Source organism: Sphingomonas sp. SORGH_AS_0870, from assembly GCF_031453175.1.
Classification (GTDB): Bacteria; Pseudomonadota; Alphaproteobacteria; order Sphingomonadales; family Sphingomonadaceae; genus Sphingomonas.
Window position 1 is genome coordinate 1,723,424 of sequence record NZ_JAVIYW010000002.1, and the last position, 16,483, is coordinate 1,739,906.

The window sequence follows — 16,483 nt, forward strand, 5'->3', positions numbered from 1 at the left end:
GTCAGAACCGGGCCGCGGCTTCAAGCGCGAGCAGATAGGATTGCGCGCCAAAACCCGCGATTGTGCCTTTTGCGGCACGCCCGATGAAGCTCTCATGACGGAATGGCTCCCGTGCATGAGGGTTGGATAGGTGAACCTCGATCACCGGGGTCGTCACCGACTTGATCGCGTCATGGATCGCGATCGACGTATGGGTAAAGCCCCCGGCATTGAGCAGCACGGCCTTGGCCTCATAGGCCTGGGCCTCGTGCAGCCAGTCGATCAGATGGCCTTCATGATTGGACTGGCGCATGTCGATCGCCAGATCGAGCTCGCGCGCCCGATCCTCCAGCATCCCCGCAATATCGTCCAGCGTGTCATGGCCATAGATATGCGGCTCGCGCAGGCCGAGCAGGTTCAGGTTCGGCCCGTTGAGGACATAAACGGTCGCGGACATCCGCACTCCCATGGTTGCGGCTCGGAATGGCCGGGCCTAGATCGAGGGCCTTCCTTAACCGCATGCCCTATCCCACGTCGAGCGGGCAGCGACTTGCATGGTAAGTGACACAGATATGCCCCATACCGATGGAACCGTGACGATCACCGTGAATGGCGAGCATAAGCGGGTAAAGGCAGGCCTGTCGCTGGCCGATCTGGCGGGTCAGCTGGGGCTGGTGCCCGAAAAGGTGGCGGTGGAGCGCAATCTGGAGGTCGTGCCGCGCTCGACGCTGGCGCAGGTCGAGGTCGAGGATGGCGACGAGATCGAGATCGTGCACTTCGTCGGCGGCGGCGATCACGTCGCGCCGGTCGTGGACGATGATTCGTGGGAAGTCGCGGGGCAGCGTTTCCGCTCGCGCCTGATCGTCGGCACCGGCAAGTATAAGGATTTTGCGCAGAATGCGGCGGCGGTCGAAGCCTCGGGCGCGGAGATCGTCACCGTGGCGGTGCGCCGGGTCAACGTGTCGGATCGCAATGCGCCGATGCTGACCGACTTCATCGACCCGAAGAAGATCACCTATCTGCCCAACACGGCGGGCTGCTTCACCGCCGAAGACGCGATCCGCACGCTGCGGCTGGCGCGCGAGGCGGGCGGCTGGGACCTGGTCAAGCTGGAGGTGCTGGGCGAGGCGCGGACGCTCTACCCGGACATGGTCGAGACGCTGCGCGCGACCGAGATCCTGGCCAAGGAAGGCTTCAAGCCGATGGTGTACTGCGTCGACGATCCCATTGCGGCCCGACGGCTGGAGGATGTCGGCGCGGTGGCGATCATGCCGCTGGGCGCACCGATCGGCTCGGGGCTGGGCATCCAGAACAAGGTGACGATCCGCCTGATCGTCGAAGGGGCCAAGGTTCCGGTGCTGGTCGATGCCGGGGTCGGCACCGCGTCCGAGGCGTCGGTGGCGATGGAACTGGGCTGCGACGGCGTGCTGATGAACACGGCGATCGCGGAGGCCAAGGACCCGGTGCTGATGGCCCGCGCGATGAAGGCAGCCGTCGAGGCGGGGCGCATGGCCTACCGCGCCGGACGGATGGGGCAGCGCCGCTATGCCGATCCCTCGAGCCCGCTCGCCGGGCTTATCTGACATTAATTTCAGGGAACTTGCCGCGTAACAAAGGGTTCTATCTCCGAGTGTTCAACGGGATGTGGCAATCCCCAGTAAATGGAGGCCCCGATGGGTGAGCTGACCGACAAGATCAAGGGCAACGTCAACGAACTGGTTGGCAAGGCCAAGGAAGCTCTGGGCGAGCACAACCATGACGCCGATCTGAAGGCGGAGGGTCAGGCCCAGCAGGTCGAAGGCAAGGGCCAGCCGGTCAAGGGATCGGTGAAGGGCGCGCTTGGCGACAACATCTGATCCTGCTATTCGCTTCTGACTAAAGCAATCAGCAACGAAACTCACCGCCTCGGCTCACGCCGGGGCGGTTTTGTTTTGCCTGGGGGCGATCGGGTGAAGTCCGGCAGGCCGTGGCGGCGTTGCTTGGATCGTCTTGCGGGTGTCGGAATGGGACTTTTGCGTCCTTTGCTTCCTGCCCCGGCGAGAACCGGGGCGGAAGGCAAATGACACCCGACCTAGCGCCCGGCGATTCGCGACAGGGTGGTGGCGGGTGTGATGATCTCGATATCGGTCTTCAGATGGAGCAGCCGCACACCCGGCTCCGCCATCGCGCGCGACAGGGCGGGGACGAAATCCTCGGTTCGGGTCGCCGCTTCGCTCCAGCAGCCATAGGCACGGGCAAGCGCGGCGAAGTCGGGATTGCCGAGCCGGGTTCCCGCCACGCGGCCGGGATATTCGCGCTCCTGATGCATCCGGATCGTGCCATAGCCGCCATTGTCGACCACGATCACCAGCATCGACACGCCATGCTGGACGGCGGTCGCCAGTTCCTGTCCGTTCATCAGGAAACAGCCATCGCCCGCCAGTGCGACGACCGTCCGGTCCGGGTGGCGCAGCCCGGCGGCGGTGGCGGCGGGCACGCCATAGCCCATCGCGCCGCAGGTCGGGGCAAGCTGGCACCCCGGCTCGTAGCGCCAATAGCGATGCCACCAGCCCGAATAATTGCCCGCGCCGTTGCAGAGGATCGAGTCGGCGGGAAGCGCCTCGCGCATCGCCGCGACGCACTGGCCTAGGTCGAGCGTCACGCCCTCGCGCGGAGCCGGGTCGGACCAGGCGCGATAGGCGGCATGGGCTTCGGCCCCGGAGGGATGCGGCGTGGCGGCCTGCGTCGCCAGCAATTCCAGCATGCCCAGCGCGCGGTCCACGTCGCAGCACAGGGCCAGATCGGTGCGATAGATGCTGTGCAGTTCCTCCGGGTCGGGATGGATATGGACCAAAACCTGCCCCGGATGGTCCGGGGCGATCAGGCTATAGCCATCGGTCGTCGCTTCCCCCAGCCGCGCGCCCAGCACGATCAGCAGATCGGCCGCCTTCACCCGCGCGACCAGCGCGGGATTGGGACCATAGCCCAGATTGCCCGCATAGACCGGGCAGGTCGCCGACACCGCATCCTGACGCCGGAAGGCCGCGACCAGCGGAATGCCGGCCGCCTCGCCCCATGATCCGGCCAGCGCCACCGCGTCGTCATTCCAGTGCGCGCCGCCGATGATCGCCACCGGGCGCTCGGCCTTTTCGATCAACGCCTGCACGGCCATGACGTCCTCGATCCGCACATCCTGCGACGGGCGTTCGATACGGGGGCGGGCATGGCCTTCGACCAGGTCGCACAGCATGTCCTCGGGCAGCGCCAGCACGACCGGGCCGGGCCGTCCGCTCATCGCGGTGGCATAGGCGCGGGCGACATATTCGGGGATGCGCGCGGCATCGTCTATCCGCGCGGTCCATTTGGCCAGCGGCGCGAACATCGCCTGGAAATCGACCTCCTGAAATGCCTCGCGGTCGCGGGTGCCCCGGTCGACATCGCCGATGAACAGGATCATCGGCTGCGAATCCTGCCGTGCGACATGGACGCCGATCGCCGCATTGGTCGCCCCCGGTCCGCGCGTCACGAATGCGATGCCCGGCCGTCCGGTCAGAGTGCCGTCGGCGCACGCCATGAAGGTCACGCCGCCCTCCTGCCGACAGGTCACGAGGTCGATCGCGGGCGTATCGTGCAGCGCGTCGAGCACCGCCAGGAAGCTCTCGCCCGGCACGGTGAAGATACGGTCGCACCCCTGTTCGAGAAGCGCATCGACAAGCAGGCGTCCGCCGGTGATCTGGGTCATGGCGCCCAGCCTAGACCCGCTGCTTCGCAAAGCGCAAACGCCGGGTTGACCGGGCTCCATCGCTCCGCCTAACGCTCCGTCCATCATAGGGAGGACGCCCATGCAGAAGCTTTATCGCGACGCGGCCCACGCGCTCGACGGCTTGTTGTTCGACGGCATGACGATCTGTGCGGGCGGCTTTGGCCTGTGCGGCATCCCGGAGCGGCTGATCGACGCGATCCAGGCGGCGGGGACCAAGGACCTGACCATCGCCAGCAACAATGCCGGGATCGACGGCGTGGGACTGGGCAAGCTGCTCCGCTCGCATCAGGTCAGGAAGATGATTTCCTCCTATGTCGGCGAGAACAAGGAGTTCGAGCGGCAATATCTCAGCGGCGAGCTGGAGGTCGAATTCTGTCCGCAGGGCACGCTCGCCGAACGGTGCCGGGCGGGGGGCGCGGGCATCCCCGGCTTCTATACCAAGACCGGCGTCGGCACGAAGGTGGCCGAGGGCAAGGAAGTGAAGAGCTTCGACGGTGAGGACTATATCCTCGAACGCGGCATTCGCGCCGACCTGTCGATCATCAAGGGGTGGAAGGCCGACGAGGCCGGGAACCTGATCTTCCGCAAGACCGCGCGCAACTTCAACCAGCCGATGGCGACGGCGGGCAAGGTGTGCGTCGCCGAGGTCGAGGAGGTGGTGCCGGTGGGCAGCCTCGATCCCGACCAGATCCATCTGCCGGGCATCTATGTGAAGCGGATGATCGTCGGCGCGCCCTACGACAAGAAGATCGAGTTTCGGACGGTCCGCGAGCGGGCTTGATGGTTGGGCAGGCCCCTCCCGCCTGCGGGAGGGGAGCGTATCTGGCGGAGGGGTAGTTCATGAAACGTCTGATGTTGAACCGTGCCGGTCGTCCCGCAACCTCTCCCCTCCCGCAAGCGGGAGGGGGTGGGGGAGGGCTCCTCGGCTTGAAGCTGGCCCTGACCCTCGCCGCCGCCCTGTCCCTGTCCGGCTGCGTCGTCGCGGTCGGCAACACCAGTCCCGCCCCTCCAGCCCCGGCGGCGAACCCCAAGCTCGCCGGGATGCAATATCTCTACGGCTCGGCCGAGGCGGACGCGATCTCGCGCCAGGCGTGGAACGCGCTCGTCATCTATGCCGCCGACCAGATCCGCCGCCCCCCGCGCGACAGCGTGGTGCTCCAGGAGGGTGCGACCCTCGACGATCCCCGGTTCCTGTCCTGTGCGGGCAAGCGCCCGGCGGCGGTGTTCGATGTCGACGAAACCGTCCTCCTGAACCTGGGTTTCGAGCAGGACGATCTGACCGGCCGCGCCGACCGCGCCTTTCCCGGCCGCTGGAGCGCCTGGGAGAAAAGCGATGGCCGCGCCGTCCTGCCGACCCCCCGGCGCGACGGCGGCGATTGCCGATCTGCGTGCGATGGGCGTGACCGTGATCTTCAACACCAACCGCGACGATGCGGCGGGCGCGGCGCGCGCGATCGATGCGGCGGGGCTGGGCCCGGCGGTGCATGGCGATACGCTGTTCGTGCGGACCGATACCGATACCGGCGACGGCAAGGACGCCCGGCGTCGACGGATCGCCGAACGCTATTGCGTGATCGCGATGGGCGGCGATCAACTGGGCGATTTCAGCGACTTGTTCAACGAAGCTGGCAGCGTGGCCCAGCGTCGCGCCCGTGCGGACGCCCCGCGCATCGCCGCCTTGTGGGGGCGCGGCTGGTTCGTCTTCCCGAACCCCGTCTATGGCAAGGCGCTGAAGGGTAGCGCCGACGACATCTTCCCCGCCGACCGGCGGTGGCACCCGATGGGAGAATAGTGATGGCCTGGACCCGCGACGAAATGGCTGCCCGTGCGGCCAAGGAACTGAAGGACGGCTTCTACGTCAATCTGGGCATCGGCATCCCGACACTGGTGGCCAATCACATCCCGCAAGGCGTTGAAGTCACGCTGCAATCCGAAAACGGGATGCTGGGCATCGGCCCCTTTCCCTATGACGATGAGGTCGACCCGGACCTGATCAACGCGGGCAAGCAGACGATCAGCGAGCTACCGCACTCGGTTTATTTCTCGTCCGCCGACAGCTTCGCGATGATCCGCGGCGGGCATATCGATCTGACCGTGCTGGGCGCGATGGAAGTATCGGAAGGCGGCGACATCGCCAACTGGATGATCCCCGGCAAGATGATCAAGGGCATGGGCGGCGCGATGGACCTGGTCGCGGGCGTCAAGAAGATCATCGTCGTCATGGAGCATAACGCCAAGGACGGCAGCCCGAAATTCATCCCCGCCTGCACCCTGCCGCTGACCGGGCGCAATGTGGTGGACATGATCGTCACCGATCTGGCCGTCTTCCAGCGGCCCGACCATGACAGCGCCTTCCGCCTGATCGAGTGCGCGCCGGGTGTCACGGCGGACGAGATCGCGGCGAAGACGACGGCGAAGTTCGAACGCTGAACGCGATGGCCTATAAGCTGATCACCGCGAACCGGAATTATTCGAGCTGGTCGCTGCGACCCTGGCTGCTGATGAAGGCGCTGGGGATCGGCTTTGCCGACCGCGTCGAGCCGTTCGCGGCGGCGGAGAACTACGAGGCGTTCCGGGCCTTTTCGCCGACCGGGCAGGTGCCGGTGCTGATCGATGGCGAGCGGACCGTGTGGGATTCGCTGGGCATCGCGCTCTATCTCACCGAGCGGCATCCCGGCGTCTGGCCCGAGGACGAGGCGGCGCGCGCTTGGGCGATGTGCGCGGTGGTCGAGATGCATGGCGGCTTCGGCGCGCTGCGGGCCGAGCGGACGATGAATGTCGGGGTGCGCGTAGACGCCAGGCCGCCATCGGCCCGACTCGATCGCGACGTCGCGCGGTTGATCGAATTATGGGGCGAGGGGCTTTCGCGTTTTGGTGGCCCCTGGCTGGCTGGCGAGCGGTTTTCGGCGGTAGACGCCTTCTATGCGCCCGTGGCGTTCCGGGTGCGAACTTATGGGATCGATGTCGGCGCGGTGGGGGCCGCTTGGGTCGAGACGGTACTGGCGCATCCGGCGATGCGCGACTGGGAGGCGCAGGCGCTGGCGGAGACGTGGCGGGACCCGGATCATGAGATCGAACTGGCCGAGTGCGGGGGTGTGACGGCGGATTATCGCGCGCAAGGATAGGGGGTGGGCTACGGGAATCCGCACCCAAAGCGAAATAACATTGCGCCACACCTTTGCGTCGCGCATCTTTTCGGATAACAGCGCCCGCATCATGGCCCAACGACCCCAGACTCTGTACGAGAAGATCTGGGCCGCGCACGTTGTCGAACGGCGGCCCGATGGCACCTGCCTCATCTATATCGACCGCCACCTCGTCCATGAGGTGACGAGCCCGCAGGCCTTTGAGGGGCTACGCGCGGCCGGTCGCAAGGTCCGCCGTCCCGAACTGACGCTGGCGGTGCCCGACCATAATCTGCCGACCACCCCGCGGCTGGACGCGGCGGGACGGCTGCTGCCCATCGCCGATCCCGAAAGCGCGCAGCAGCTCGACGCCTTGCGCCGGAACACCGCCGAATTCGGCGTCGACTATATCGATGCGACGGCGGCGGCGCAGGGCATCGTCCATGTCGTCGGCCCCGAACAGGGCTTCACCCTGCCGGGCACGACGCTGGTCTGCGGCGACAGCCACACCTCGGCGCATGGCGCGCTGGGCGCGCTGGCCTTCGGCATCGGCACGTCGGAGGTCGAGCATGTGCTGGCGACCCAGACGCTGCTCCTGTCGCCGTCCAAGACGATGGAGGTCCGCGTCGACGGCGTGCTGGGCCATGGCGTGTCGGCCAAGGACGTAGTGCTCGCGATCATCGGCAAGATCGGCGCGGCGGGCGGCACCGGCCATGTCATCGAATTCACCGGCAGCGTGATCCGCAACCTGTCGGTCGAGGGGCGCCTGACCATCGCCAACATGTCGATCGAGGGCGGCGCGCGCGCCGGCCTGATCGCGCCGGACGAGACGACCTTCGCCTATCTGAAGGGGCGCCCCATGGCACCGCAGGGCGCGGACTGGGACAAGGCGGTCGCTTGGTGGCGGACGCTGCCCAGCGATCCGGGCGCGGTGTACGACAAGGTCGTGACGCTCGATGCCGCCGACATCGCCCCCAATCTGACCTGGGGCACCAGCCCCGAGGATGTGGTGCCGATCACTGGCGTGGTCCCCGATCCCGACAGCTTCGCCGACCCGTCCAAGCGGGCGGCGGCGCGCAAGTCGCTGGACTATATGGGGCTGGAGCCGGGCACCGCGATGCAGGACGTGGCGATCCAGCATGTCTTCATCGGCAGCTGCACCAACAGCCGGATCGAGGATCTGCGCGCAGCCGCCGCCGTGGCGCGCGACCGCCGCGTGGCGGACGGCGTGCGCGCGCTGGTCGTGCCGGGATCGGGCTTGGTCAAGCGTCAGGCCGAGGCCGAGGGGCTGGACCGCGTCTTCGTCCAGGCGGGCTTCGAATGGCGTGAGCCGGGCTGTTCGATGTGCCTGGCGATGAACCCCGACAAGGTGCCGCCGGGCGAGCGTTGCGCCTCGACCTCCAACCGCAATTTCGTCGGGCGGCAGGGGCCGGGGGCGCGGACGCATCTGCTTTCCCCGGCGATGGCCGCCGCAGCGGCCGTGACCGGGCGCCTTTCCGATGTTAGAGCGTTGATGCCGCACGAGGACGGTGAAGAGAACAGGGGAGTGACGGCAGCATGAAACATGTACTGGTGATGCTGGTGACCGGCGCGGTGCTGTGCGGCGCGGCCGCCTATGCCGCCGGGGTGGCCTCCAAGCCCGCCACCGCCGAACAACGCCGCTGACGCCCGGCCCCGCATGCGTTGCGGGGCGGGACCGGCGATGAACAGGACTATCGCATGAATCCGGTTACGACCGTATCCGGCACCGCCTATCCCTGGGGTGCCAAGAATATCGACACCGACGTCATCATCCCGGCGCACTGGTTGAAGACGATCAGCCGGGCGGGGCTGGGGCGCGGCGCGTTCGAGACGGTGCGCGCGCAGCCCGGCAATATCTTCGACGATCCGCGCTATGCCGGAGCGCCGATCCTGATCGCGGGCGACAATTTCGGGTGCGGCTCCAGCCGCGAACACGCCGCCTGGGCGCTGGCCGACATGGGCATCCGCGCGGTCATCGCACCCAGCTTCTCCGACATCTTCTCGGGCAATGCGTTCAAGAACGGCATCGTCCCCGTCGTCCTGCCGCAGGAAGCGGTCGACCGGCTGGTCGAGGTGGCGCAGGATCAGCCCATCACGGTCGATCTGGAAACCATGAGCGTCACCACGCCGTTTCAGGATCGCTTTCCCTTCGAACTGGATCCGTTCCGCCGCGAATGCCTGATGAACGGCCTCGACGAGATCGGCCTCACCCTGGCGCGGGACAGCGCGATCGACGCGTTCGAGGGCGAAATGGCGCAGGGACGCCCCTGGATCGAGGGGCGTCGCCGTTTGCCGCCCGCAGCGACGCCGATCGCCTGAGGCGCATGCCGCGACCCTCGCGGGTCGTGGCGTCGCCTGATGACGGGTCGGTCAGGCCAGCGCGAGTATGACGGCGGCGATGGCCGCCCATAGCGCCAAGGCGCCGATCATGCCGTTGATGATCCCCTCGATCGCCGGGGCGTTGGGGTATGCGGCAACGGGCGGCCGGGACAGGGGCGCGCGCATCGGACTCTCCTCATCCTAGGCGTCGCGATCCGGGTTCGGAGGCGATCGCCGATCTTCGTCGGAGGCGACTGCTTGGGCGTCGCCATCCTTATGTTTATGTGTCATGAACATTACGCACGAACGGGCGCGGCTGTTCCTCGGTTCGGCGCGACAATCGGGGGCCGTTTCGGATCGGTTGCGCGTCGGCGCGGCGGTGCCTATCTCGGGGACTTGGATCAGTGCCCCGAGGGGCAGGGGGATGGCGGACCGATGGACAGTTTTGACGAACGCAGGCGCGGGTTGGAGGCCGGGTTCGTGGCGGATCAGGAGATGATGTTCCGAATCACCGCGCGCCGCAACCGCCTGGTCGCGCAATGGGCGGCGGAGCGGATGAAGCTGACGCCCGCCGAGACCGACGCCTATGCCAAGGCGGTGGTCCAGGCCGATTTCGAGGAAGCCGGTGACGAGGACGTGATCCGCAAGCTGCTGGGCGACCTGACCGCCGCCGGGATCGATGTCGAGGAAGCCGAGGTCCGCCGCGCGCTGGACGAACAGCAGGTCGAGGCGCGCCGCCAATTGATGGAAAGCCGCTGACATGCCGATGGCCGCCGACGATATCGCCGCGATGATCCGCACCGCCATTCCCGATGCCGAGGTCCAGATCACCGATCTGGCCGGGGACGGCGACCATTATGCCGCGCATGTCGTGGCCGCCAGCTTTGCGGGGATGAGCCGGGTCGCGCGCACCCGCGCCGTCTACGCCGCGCTGGGCGGGCGCATGGGGGGCGAACTCCACGCACTGCAACTGACCACTGCGGTTCCGGCGGGTGCCGAACCGACCGCCTGACCCTTTTCGATTTCATTCAGGAACGACCGATATGACCGATGACACGAATGCGCGGATCGATGCGCTGGTAAAGGACAATGCCGTCCTGCTGTTCATGAAGGGCACGCCCCTTTTCCCGCAATGCGGCTTTTCCAGCCGCGCGGTGGCGATCCTCAACCATCTCGACGTGCCGTTCGAAAGCGTCGACGTGCTCCAGGACCAGGGCATCCGCCAGGGGATCAAGGCCTATTCGGACTGGCCGACCATTCCCCAGCTGTACGTCAAGGGCGAGTTCGTCGGCGGTTCGGACATCATGATGGAGATGTACGAAAGCGGCGAACTGGCCGAGCTGGTCCAGGACGTGAAGTCGGCCTGATCGCCGACCTTTACGGGCGCAAGAAGAGGAGGCCGGGTTTCGATCCGGCCTCTTTTTTTGTGTTCGTCCTGCGAGGGGAAGTGGCGATCGCCCGGACCCAGGGCGGATCGCCATTCAACGATGCCGTGCCTCCCCTCGCCCCTCGCAGAGGGGAGAGGGTTGCGCAGACTTGGCCTTTGCGAAAGCAAAGGCTTAGTCGGAGCTGGGTGAGGGGTAGGCGCTCGCTCCGCGAGCGCGCGAGCCTTTGGGCTCGCTCAACCCCTCACCCAAGCTGCGCTAGCCAGCAGGCTGGCAAGCTTCGCTAACCCTCTCCCCTGTCCAGGGGAGAGGGGAAAAAGAAGCAATCCTGAATTTGGACCCCATTGACTACACCTGTAATCGGCGTACGATTACGAGCGTAGTCAATGAAGGGGCGAGTCGATGGCCGAGCGTATCAGCGATGCCGAACATGCGGTGATGGAGGTTCTGTGGGAGGACTCGCCGCTGACCGCGCAGGATGTTGCCGAGCGGGTCGATCCCGAACGCGGCTGGACCACCAACACCGTCAAGACGCTGCTCGGCCGTCTTCTGGCCAAGGAGGCGATCGCGCATGAGGAGCAGGGGCGGCGCTATCTCTATCGCCCGCTGGTGGCGCGTGACGATTATGTCGTGGGCGAGTCCCGCCGCCTGATCGACCGGCTGTTCGGCGGCCGCCTGACCCCGCTCGTCGCGCATCTGGCCGAGCGCGACGAGCTGACCGCGCAGGATATTTCCGAGATCGAGGCGCTGCTCAAGGAGCTGAAGGCGTGAGCGGCGCGCAACTGGGCTGGGCGGTGGAGGCGATGATCGCCTCTGCCCTGCTGATGGCGCTGGTGCTGCTGGCGCGGGGCCATGTCCGCCGGGCCTTCGGGCCGCAGGTCGCCTATGCGCTCTGGGCGTTGCCGCTGCTCCGGTTGGTCCTGCCTCCGTTGCCGCGCGGCCTGTCCGAGCAGGCGACACCGCCGCTCGCGGCGGCCAGCGAACGCTTCACCGCCTATGTCATGGTGCCGATGGCCGAGCAACTGCCCGCGCCGCTCGCCGCGCCCAGCCTCTGGCCGATGGTGGCGCAGGCGGTGGCACTGGTCTGGATCGTCGGTGCGGGGGGCTTTCTGGGGTTCCAGCTGCTGCGCCATTGGCGGTTCCGCACGCGGCTGCTCGCCACGGCGGAGACGCTGGACGCGGTCAAGGGCGTGCGCGTGGTCGCCAGCGACGGCGCGCCGGGGCCGCTCGCCTTCGGGATCTGGCACCGCTATGTCGCCTTTCCGCGCGATTTCGCCGAGCGTTACGACGCCGACGAGCGCGACCTGGCACTGGCGCATGAGCTGGGCCACCATGCGCGCGGCGATCTGATCGCCAACTGGATCGCGCTGGGCGTGCTGGCGCTCCACTGGTTCAACCCGCTGGCGTGGCGGGCCTTCCACGCCTTTCGTGCCGATCAGGAACTGGCCAATGACGCGCGTGTCCTGAAGGGGCGTAGCCGCGCCGACCGGCATGTTTATGCCTGCGCCATCGTGAAGGCCGCGCATGGCCGCGCGCTGTCGGGCGCCTGTCACCTGCACACCATCGAGGATCTGAAAGGGAGGCTGAAGATGTTGACGACTTCTCCGACTTCGCGTCGCCAGCTGGTGGCGGGCGGGGCGAGCGTATCGCTGCTGGTGCTGGCCGGGCTGGGCCTGACGGCGTCGGGCACCCCGGCGGCGGCGGCACTGACCGAGCGGGTCGAGCGGACCATCGGCGTCGACCTGACCAGCACGGCGGCGGTCCTGCCCGCGGTCGCCCAGACGGCACCCGAATTGTCCGACCCGCCCACCGCGCCGTCCGCGCCGATCGTCCCGGTCGTGACCGCCAAGCCCGCAGTCGCCATCGCGGCGACCCCGCCCGCGCCGCCCGCCATTCCCGCCGTGCCGGCAACCCCGCCGGCCGTCGAAGCGCCCGCCGCGCCCCAGGCCCCGGCCGTGCCGCGCATCCGCGTCGTCACCTTGCGCAACGGGCACAAGGTCCGGATTTTCGACCGCAACGCTGTCGTCCCGATGGTGCCGATGCCCCCGATGCCGATCGTCCAGTCGCGCAGCTGCGGCACGAGCGGCAGCGACAGCCGGACCAGCTATACCACCGTCGAGGGCGAGACCCGGCGGCAGGTCACGATTATCTGCACCGACCGGATCGAGCAATCCGCGCGCCTGGCGTCGCTGTCCGCCCTGAACGCCCAGCGTTCGGCCCAGACCAACATGCGGATCGCGCTCGCCAGCATCGAGAGCGCCCGCGCGTCGATCAATCGTGACCGCAACCTGTCCGAGGACGCCCGGCGCGATGCCCTGAAGGGGCTGAACGAGGCGACGGCGGAGCTGAAGGCCGAAATGGCGAACCGCGACGCGGATTGATCCGCCCCGACTTTACCCCCCTCGACCCCTGTGCCCGGTCAATGGGTACAGGGGTTGCTCTTTATCGGCGGCTTGCCCACATGATGTGGGATGGCTGAGCACCCGACCGGCATTCCGATCCTGCTTGAGCCGCTGGTCTCCCGCGTGCTCGCTCCCAATCCTTCACCCTTCACCTATACGGGGACGCAGACGCATATCGTCGGCGACCGCGACGTGGCGGTGATCGATCCCGGCCCCGACGACCCCGCCCATCTCGATGTCCTGTTGCAAGCGATCGCCGGGCGTCCGGTCGCCGCGATCCTGATCACCCATCACCACCGCGATCACAGCCCGGCCAGCCGCCCGCTCGCTCGCGCGACGGGGGCGCCCGTCGTCGGCGCCGCGCCCTTCGCGCCCGATTACGAAGGCGGCCGGTCCGATGCCGCGTTCGACCGCGACTATGCCCCCGACCGGGTGCTGGCCGAGGGGGAGGGGATGTCGGGCGATGGCTGGACGCTGACCGCCCTGGCGACGCCGGGCCATACTTCCAACCATCTCGCCTTCGCACTGCCCGAGACCAAGGCGCTGTTCTCCGGCGATCACGTCATGGGCTGGTCGACCAGCATCGTGTCGCCCCCCGATGGCGACATGGGCGCCTATATGGCCAGCCTCGAAAAGCTGATGGAGCGCGACGACCGCGTCTATTATCCGGGGCATGGCGAGGCGGTGGACAATCCGCAGCGTCTGGTGCGCGGGATGCTGGGCCATCGCAAGCAGCGCGAAGGGCAGATATTGCGCCTGCTGGGCGGCGGCGATCCGCTCGACACAGCCGCGATGACCGCGCGCATGTATGTCGGGCTGAATCCCAAATTGCTACCCGCGGCGGAACGCTCGGTGCTGGCGCATCTTTACGATCTGCGAATGCGGGGACTGGTCCGCGAGGAGGGAGCATCATGGACGATCGCGGCGTGACCCCGCCGGTCGATACGCGGAGCGGCGGCTTCGGCCTGTTCATGGCCAAGGCGGCGGGCGTCCTCGTTCTGCTGGTCCTGGCCGGGCTGATCGCGGCCTGGGGGGTACAGCGCTATGTCGCCGACCGGCTGACCCCCGATCCCACCACCATCGCGCGCGCCAGCCTGGAGGGCCTGCGCGAGCAGAACCGGCTGTCGGCCTTTGCCGCCCGCTATGTCGCCGTCGTCACCTCGCGCCAGTCGCAACTGGGCTTTTCGACCGAACGGACGCTCATCATGCCGGGCATGGTCCGTTACGAGGTCGATCTGGGCAAGCTGCGCCAGCAGGATGTCCGCTGGGATGCGGGTGACCATGTGCTGACCGTCACCCTGCCGCCGCTTGAGATCGACGGGCCGCAGGTCGATATGGCGGCGATCCGCGAATATGGCTCGGGCGGGGTGCTGACCACCTTTACCGATGCCGAGCAGCGGCTGGATGCCGCCAACCGTACCGCCGGACAGGTCGAACTGATGCGACAGGCGCGAGGCCCCGCACCGATGAAGCTGGCGCGCGACGCCACCCGCCGCGCGGTCGAACGCAGCTTCGCGATGCCGCTGCGCGCCGCCGGGGTCGATGCGACCGTCAAGGTCCGCTACGCCGACGAGGCCGGGGACGACGAACGCTGGGACACGACCCGGACGGTTCAGGAGGTTCTGGGCAACGGCGGATGACGTGCCCGATTGTCGGCGCACCGCCTTGCGCTTAGGGGAGGGAACATGACCATCCAGACGAATCTGACGGGCCTCGACCTGCGCGCCGAGATCGACCGGCTCCGCAAGGAACGCAACGCCGTCATCCTCGCCCATTATTACCAGAAGCCCGAGATTCAGGACCTAGCCGATTTCGTCGGCGACAGCCTGGACCTCAGCCGCAAGGCGCAGGCGACCGACGCGGACGTCATCGCCTTTTGCGGCGTGCGCTTCATGGCGGAGACGGCCAAGATCCTGTCGCCCGACAAGATCGTCGTGCTGCCCGACATGGCGGCCGGATGCAGCCTGGAGGACAGCTGTCCCCCCGAACAGTTCGCCGAGTTCCGCGCCCAGCATCCGGATCACATCGCGCTGACCTATATCAACTGCTCGACCGAGGTGAAGGCGCTGTCCGACATCATCGTGACGTCGTCCTCCGCCGAGCAGATCCTGGCGCAGATCGACCCGGCGCAGAAGATCATCTTCGGCCCCGACCGCAACCTGGGCGGCTATCTGGCGCGCAAGACGGGGCGCGACATGCTGCTCTGGCCGGGCGTGTGCATCGTGCACGAGGCGTTCAGCGAAACCGAACTGCTGAAGCTGCGCACGCAGTACCCCGATGCGCCGATCGCCGCGCATCCCGAATGCCCCGCCGTCATCCTGGATCACGCCGATTATGTCGGCTCGACGCGCGGCATCCTGGAATTCGCGCAAGGTATCACCGGCGACACGCTGATCGTCGCGACCGAGCCGCACATCATCCACCAGATGCAGAAGGCGATGCCGGGCAAGACCTTCATCGGCGCCCCGGGCGCGGACGGCAACTGCAACTGCAACATCTGCCCGTACATGGCGCTGAACACGATGGAGAAGCTGTACCTCGCGCTCCGCGACCTGACCCCGCGCGTCGAAATCGAGGAGGGGCTGCGGCTCCAGGCCAAGAAGAGCCTCGACGCGATGCTGACGCTGGCGAGCGGGACGGTCGGCAAGGGCGATCTGGGTCCGCGTTCGTGATCGAGGGCTTCGACCTCGACGGCTTCGTCACTGCGACGCTGGCCGAGGATATGGGGCCGGGCGGCGACATCACCTCCGCCGCGGTGATCCCGGCGAGCGCGCGGTTCGTGGGGACGATGGCCAGCCGCGATGCGATCACCGTCGCCGGGCTGCCCATTGCCGAGGCGTTCTTCCGCCGCCTCGACCCCGAAGTCGCGATCGAGCGGCTGGTCGAGGACGGCGCGGCCGTCGCGCCGGGCACCGCGTTGCTGCGCCTGTCGGGACAGGCCCGTGCGATGCTGACCGCCGAGCGGTCCGCGCTCAACACCGTCCAGCACCTGTCGGGCATCGCAACGATGACGGCGGCCTATGTCGCGGCCATGGCGGGGACGGGGGCGACGCTGCTCGACACGCGCAAGACCATCCCCGGCCTGCGCCCGCTGGAGAAATACGCCACCCGCATGGGCGGCGCGCAGAACCACCGCATGGGCCTGTGGGATGCGGCGATGATCAAGGACAATCACGTCGCGGTCGCGGGCGGCATCGGCCCGGCGGTCGCGGCGGCTAGGGCGGCGGGGATCGCGCGGATCATCGTCGAGGTCGATACGCTCGACCAGATCGAACCGGCCCTCGCGGCAGGCGCGACGCACCTGCTGCTCGACAATATGGGCCCGGCGATGCTGGCCGAGGGCGTTGCCAAGGTCGCGGGCCGCGTACCCACCGAGGCATCGGGCGGCGTCCGTCTGGACACGATCCGCGCGCTGGCGGAGACGGGCGTGACCTATGTCAGCGTCGGTCGCTTGACCCAGTCCGCCCCGGCGGCGGATATCGGGCTGGATTTCGCCGCGGCCTGAGCCGT

The 16,483-nt window shown here is 67.7% G+C and carries 19 protein-coding genes and 1 pseudogene; 17 read left to right on the forward strand and 3 right to left on the reverse strand.

What is annotated here, in order from left to right:
• Position 1 precedes the first annotated feature (1 nt).
• On the reverse strand, positions 2 to 436 hold the full coding sequence (aroQ, locus tag QE363_RS08465; RefSeq protein WP_309694320.1) for a type II 3-dehydroquinate dehydratase: 435 nt from the start codon (positions 434 to 436) through the stop codon (positions 2 to 4).
• Positions 437 to 551: 115 nt separating this feature from the next.
• On the opposite strand from aroQ, the gene thiS reads away from it, so the two are divergent.
• Positions 552 to 1,562, forward strand: a complete 1,011-nt coding sequence (gene thiS, locus QE363_RS08470; protein WP_309694323.1) for a sulfur carrier protein ThiS — start codon at positions 552 to 554, stop codon at positions 1,560 to 1,562.
• A gap of 90 nt (positions 1,563 to 1,652) precedes the next feature.
• Positions 1,653 to 1,835: a CsbD family protein gene (locus QE363_RS08475; RefSeq protein WP_309694326.1), complete on the forward strand. Its 183-nt coding sequence runs from the start codon at positions 1,653 to 1,655 to the stop codon at positions 1,833 to 1,835.
• A 215-nt stretch (positions 1,836 to 2,050) separates the two neighbouring features.
• On the opposite strand, the gene QE363_RS08480 is transcribed toward QE363_RS08475, so the two are convergent.
• Positions 2,051 to 3,700 (reverse strand): thiamine pyrophosphate-binding protein, encoded by a 1,650-nt coding sequence (locus QE363_RS08480; protein WP_309694329.1) that lies wholly within the window; start codon positions 3,698 to 3,700, stop codon positions 2,051 to 2,053.
• Positions 3,701 to 3,800: 100 nt separating this feature from the next.
• Here QE363_RS08480 and QE363_RS08485 point away from each other — a divergent pair, with 100 nt between their 5' ends.
• From QE363_RS08485 to leuD, 6 genes and pseudogenes are all read left to right on the forward strand, one after another.
• A complete protein-coding gene (locus tag QE363_RS08485; RefSeq protein WP_309694332.1) occupies positions 3,801 to 4,502 on the forward strand; it encodes a CoA transferase subunit A in 702 nt (233 codons plus the stop codon).
• A 146-nt stretch (positions 4,503 to 4,648) separates the two neighbouring features.
• Positions 4,649 to 5,513, forward strand: a pseudogene (locus QE363_RS19700) (HAD family acid phosphatase).
• Positions 5,514 to 5,515: 2 nt separating this feature from the next.
• Entirely contained in the window at positions 5,516 to 6,151 is a 636-nt protein-coding gene (locus tag QE363_RS08495) for a CoA transferase subunit B (RefSeq protein WP_307104443.1), read from the forward strand.
• Positions 6,152 to 6,156: 5 nt separating this feature from the next.
• Positions 6,157 to 6,846, forward strand: a complete 690-nt coding sequence (locus QE363_RS08500; protein ID WP_309694339.1) for a glutathione S-transferase family protein — start codon at positions 6,157 to 6,159, stop codon at positions 6,844 to 6,846.
• A 91-nt stretch (positions 6,847 to 6,937) separates the two neighbouring features.
• Positions 6,938 to 8,407 carry a 3-isopropylmalate dehydratase large subunit gene (leuC, locus tag QE363_RS08505; RefSeq protein ID WP_309694341.1) on the forward strand — a complete coding sequence of 490 codons (1,470 nt, stop codon included), beginning with the start codon at positions 6,938 to 6,940 and terminating at the stop codon, positions 8,405 to 8,407.
• Between the two features lie 158 nt (positions 8,408 to 8,565).
• A complete protein-coding gene (leuD, locus tag QE363_RS08510) occupies positions 8,566 to 9,186 on the forward strand; it encodes a 3-isopropylmalate dehydratase small subunit (RefSeq protein WP_309694346.1) in 621 nt (206 codons plus the stop codon).
• Positions 9,187 to 9,237: 51 nt separating this feature from the next.
• Here leuD and QE363_RS08515 read toward each other — a convergent pair whose 3' ends face one another.
• Positions 9,238 to 9,372, reverse strand: coding sequence for a hypothetical protein (locus QE363_RS08515; protein ID WP_307104450.1), 135 nt, complete (start codon positions 9,370 to 9,372; stop codon positions 9,238 to 9,240).
• Positions 9,373 to 9,621: 249 nt separating this feature from the next.
• On the opposite strand from QE363_RS08515, the gene QE363_RS08520 reads away from it, so the two are divergent.
• From QE363_RS08520 to nadC, 9 genes are all read left to right on the forward strand, one after another.
• Positions 9,622 to 9,945, forward strand: a complete 324-nt coding sequence (locus QE363_RS08520; protein WP_309694350.1) for a DUF1476 domain-containing protein — start codon at positions 9,622 to 9,624, stop codon at positions 9,943 to 9,945.
• 1 nt (position 9,946) lies between these two features.
• Positions 9,947 to 10,198, forward strand: a complete 252-nt coding sequence (locus QE363_RS08525; protein ID WP_307104454.1) for a BolA family transcriptional regulator — start codon at positions 9,947 to 9,949, stop codon at positions 10,196 to 10,198.
• A gap of 31 nt (positions 10,199 to 10,229) precedes the next feature.
• Positions 10,230 to 10,553 (forward strand): Grx4 family monothiol glutaredoxin, encoded by a 324-nt coding sequence (grxD, locus tag QE363_RS08530; protein WP_307104456.1) that lies wholly within the window; start codon positions 10,230 to 10,232, stop codon positions 10,551 to 10,553.
• Between the two features lie 420 nt (positions 10,554 to 10,973).
• A complete protein-coding gene (locus QE363_RS08535; RefSeq protein ID WP_307104458.1) occupies positions 10,974 to 11,342 on the forward strand; it encodes a BlaI/MecI/CopY family transcriptional regulator in 369 nt (122 codons plus the stop codon).
• Positions 11,339 to 12,952, forward strand: coding sequence for a M56 family metallopeptidase (locus QE363_RS08540; protein WP_309694355.1), 1,614 nt, complete (start codon positions 11,339 to 11,341; stop codon positions 12,950 to 12,952). Before QE363_RS08535 ends, QE363_RS08540 begins: the two co-directional genes overlap by 4 nt.
• Positions 12,953 to 13,042: 90 nt before the next feature.
• Positions 13,043 to 13,903, forward strand: a complete 861-nt coding sequence (locus tag QE363_RS08545) for an MBL fold metallo-hydrolase (RefSeq protein WP_309694357.1) — start codon at positions 13,043 to 13,045, stop codon at positions 13,901 to 13,903.
• Complete coding sequence (locus QE363_RS08550; protein ID WP_309694359.1) at positions 13,885 to 14,613, forward strand: DUF4230 domain-containing protein; 729 nt, start codon at positions 13,885 to 13,887, stop codon at positions 14,611 to 14,613. The genes QE363_RS08545 and QE363_RS08550 overlap by 19 nt, the downstream gene beginning before the upstream one ends.
• 45 nt (positions 14,614 to 14,658) lie before the next feature.
• Positions 14,659 to 15,645: a quinolinate synthase NadA gene (gene nadA, locus QE363_RS08555; protein WP_309694362.1), complete on the forward strand. Its 987-nt coding sequence runs from the start codon at positions 14,659 to 14,661 to the stop codon at positions 15,643 to 15,645.
• Entirely contained in the window at positions 15,642 to 16,478 is an 837-nt protein-coding gene (gene nadC, locus QE363_RS08560; RefSeq protein WP_309694365.1) for a carboxylating nicotinate-nucleotide diphosphorylase, read from the forward strand. Before nadA ends, nadC begins: the two co-directional genes overlap by 4 nt.
• The last annotated feature ends 5 nt before the right edge of the window (positions 16,479 to 16,483 follow it).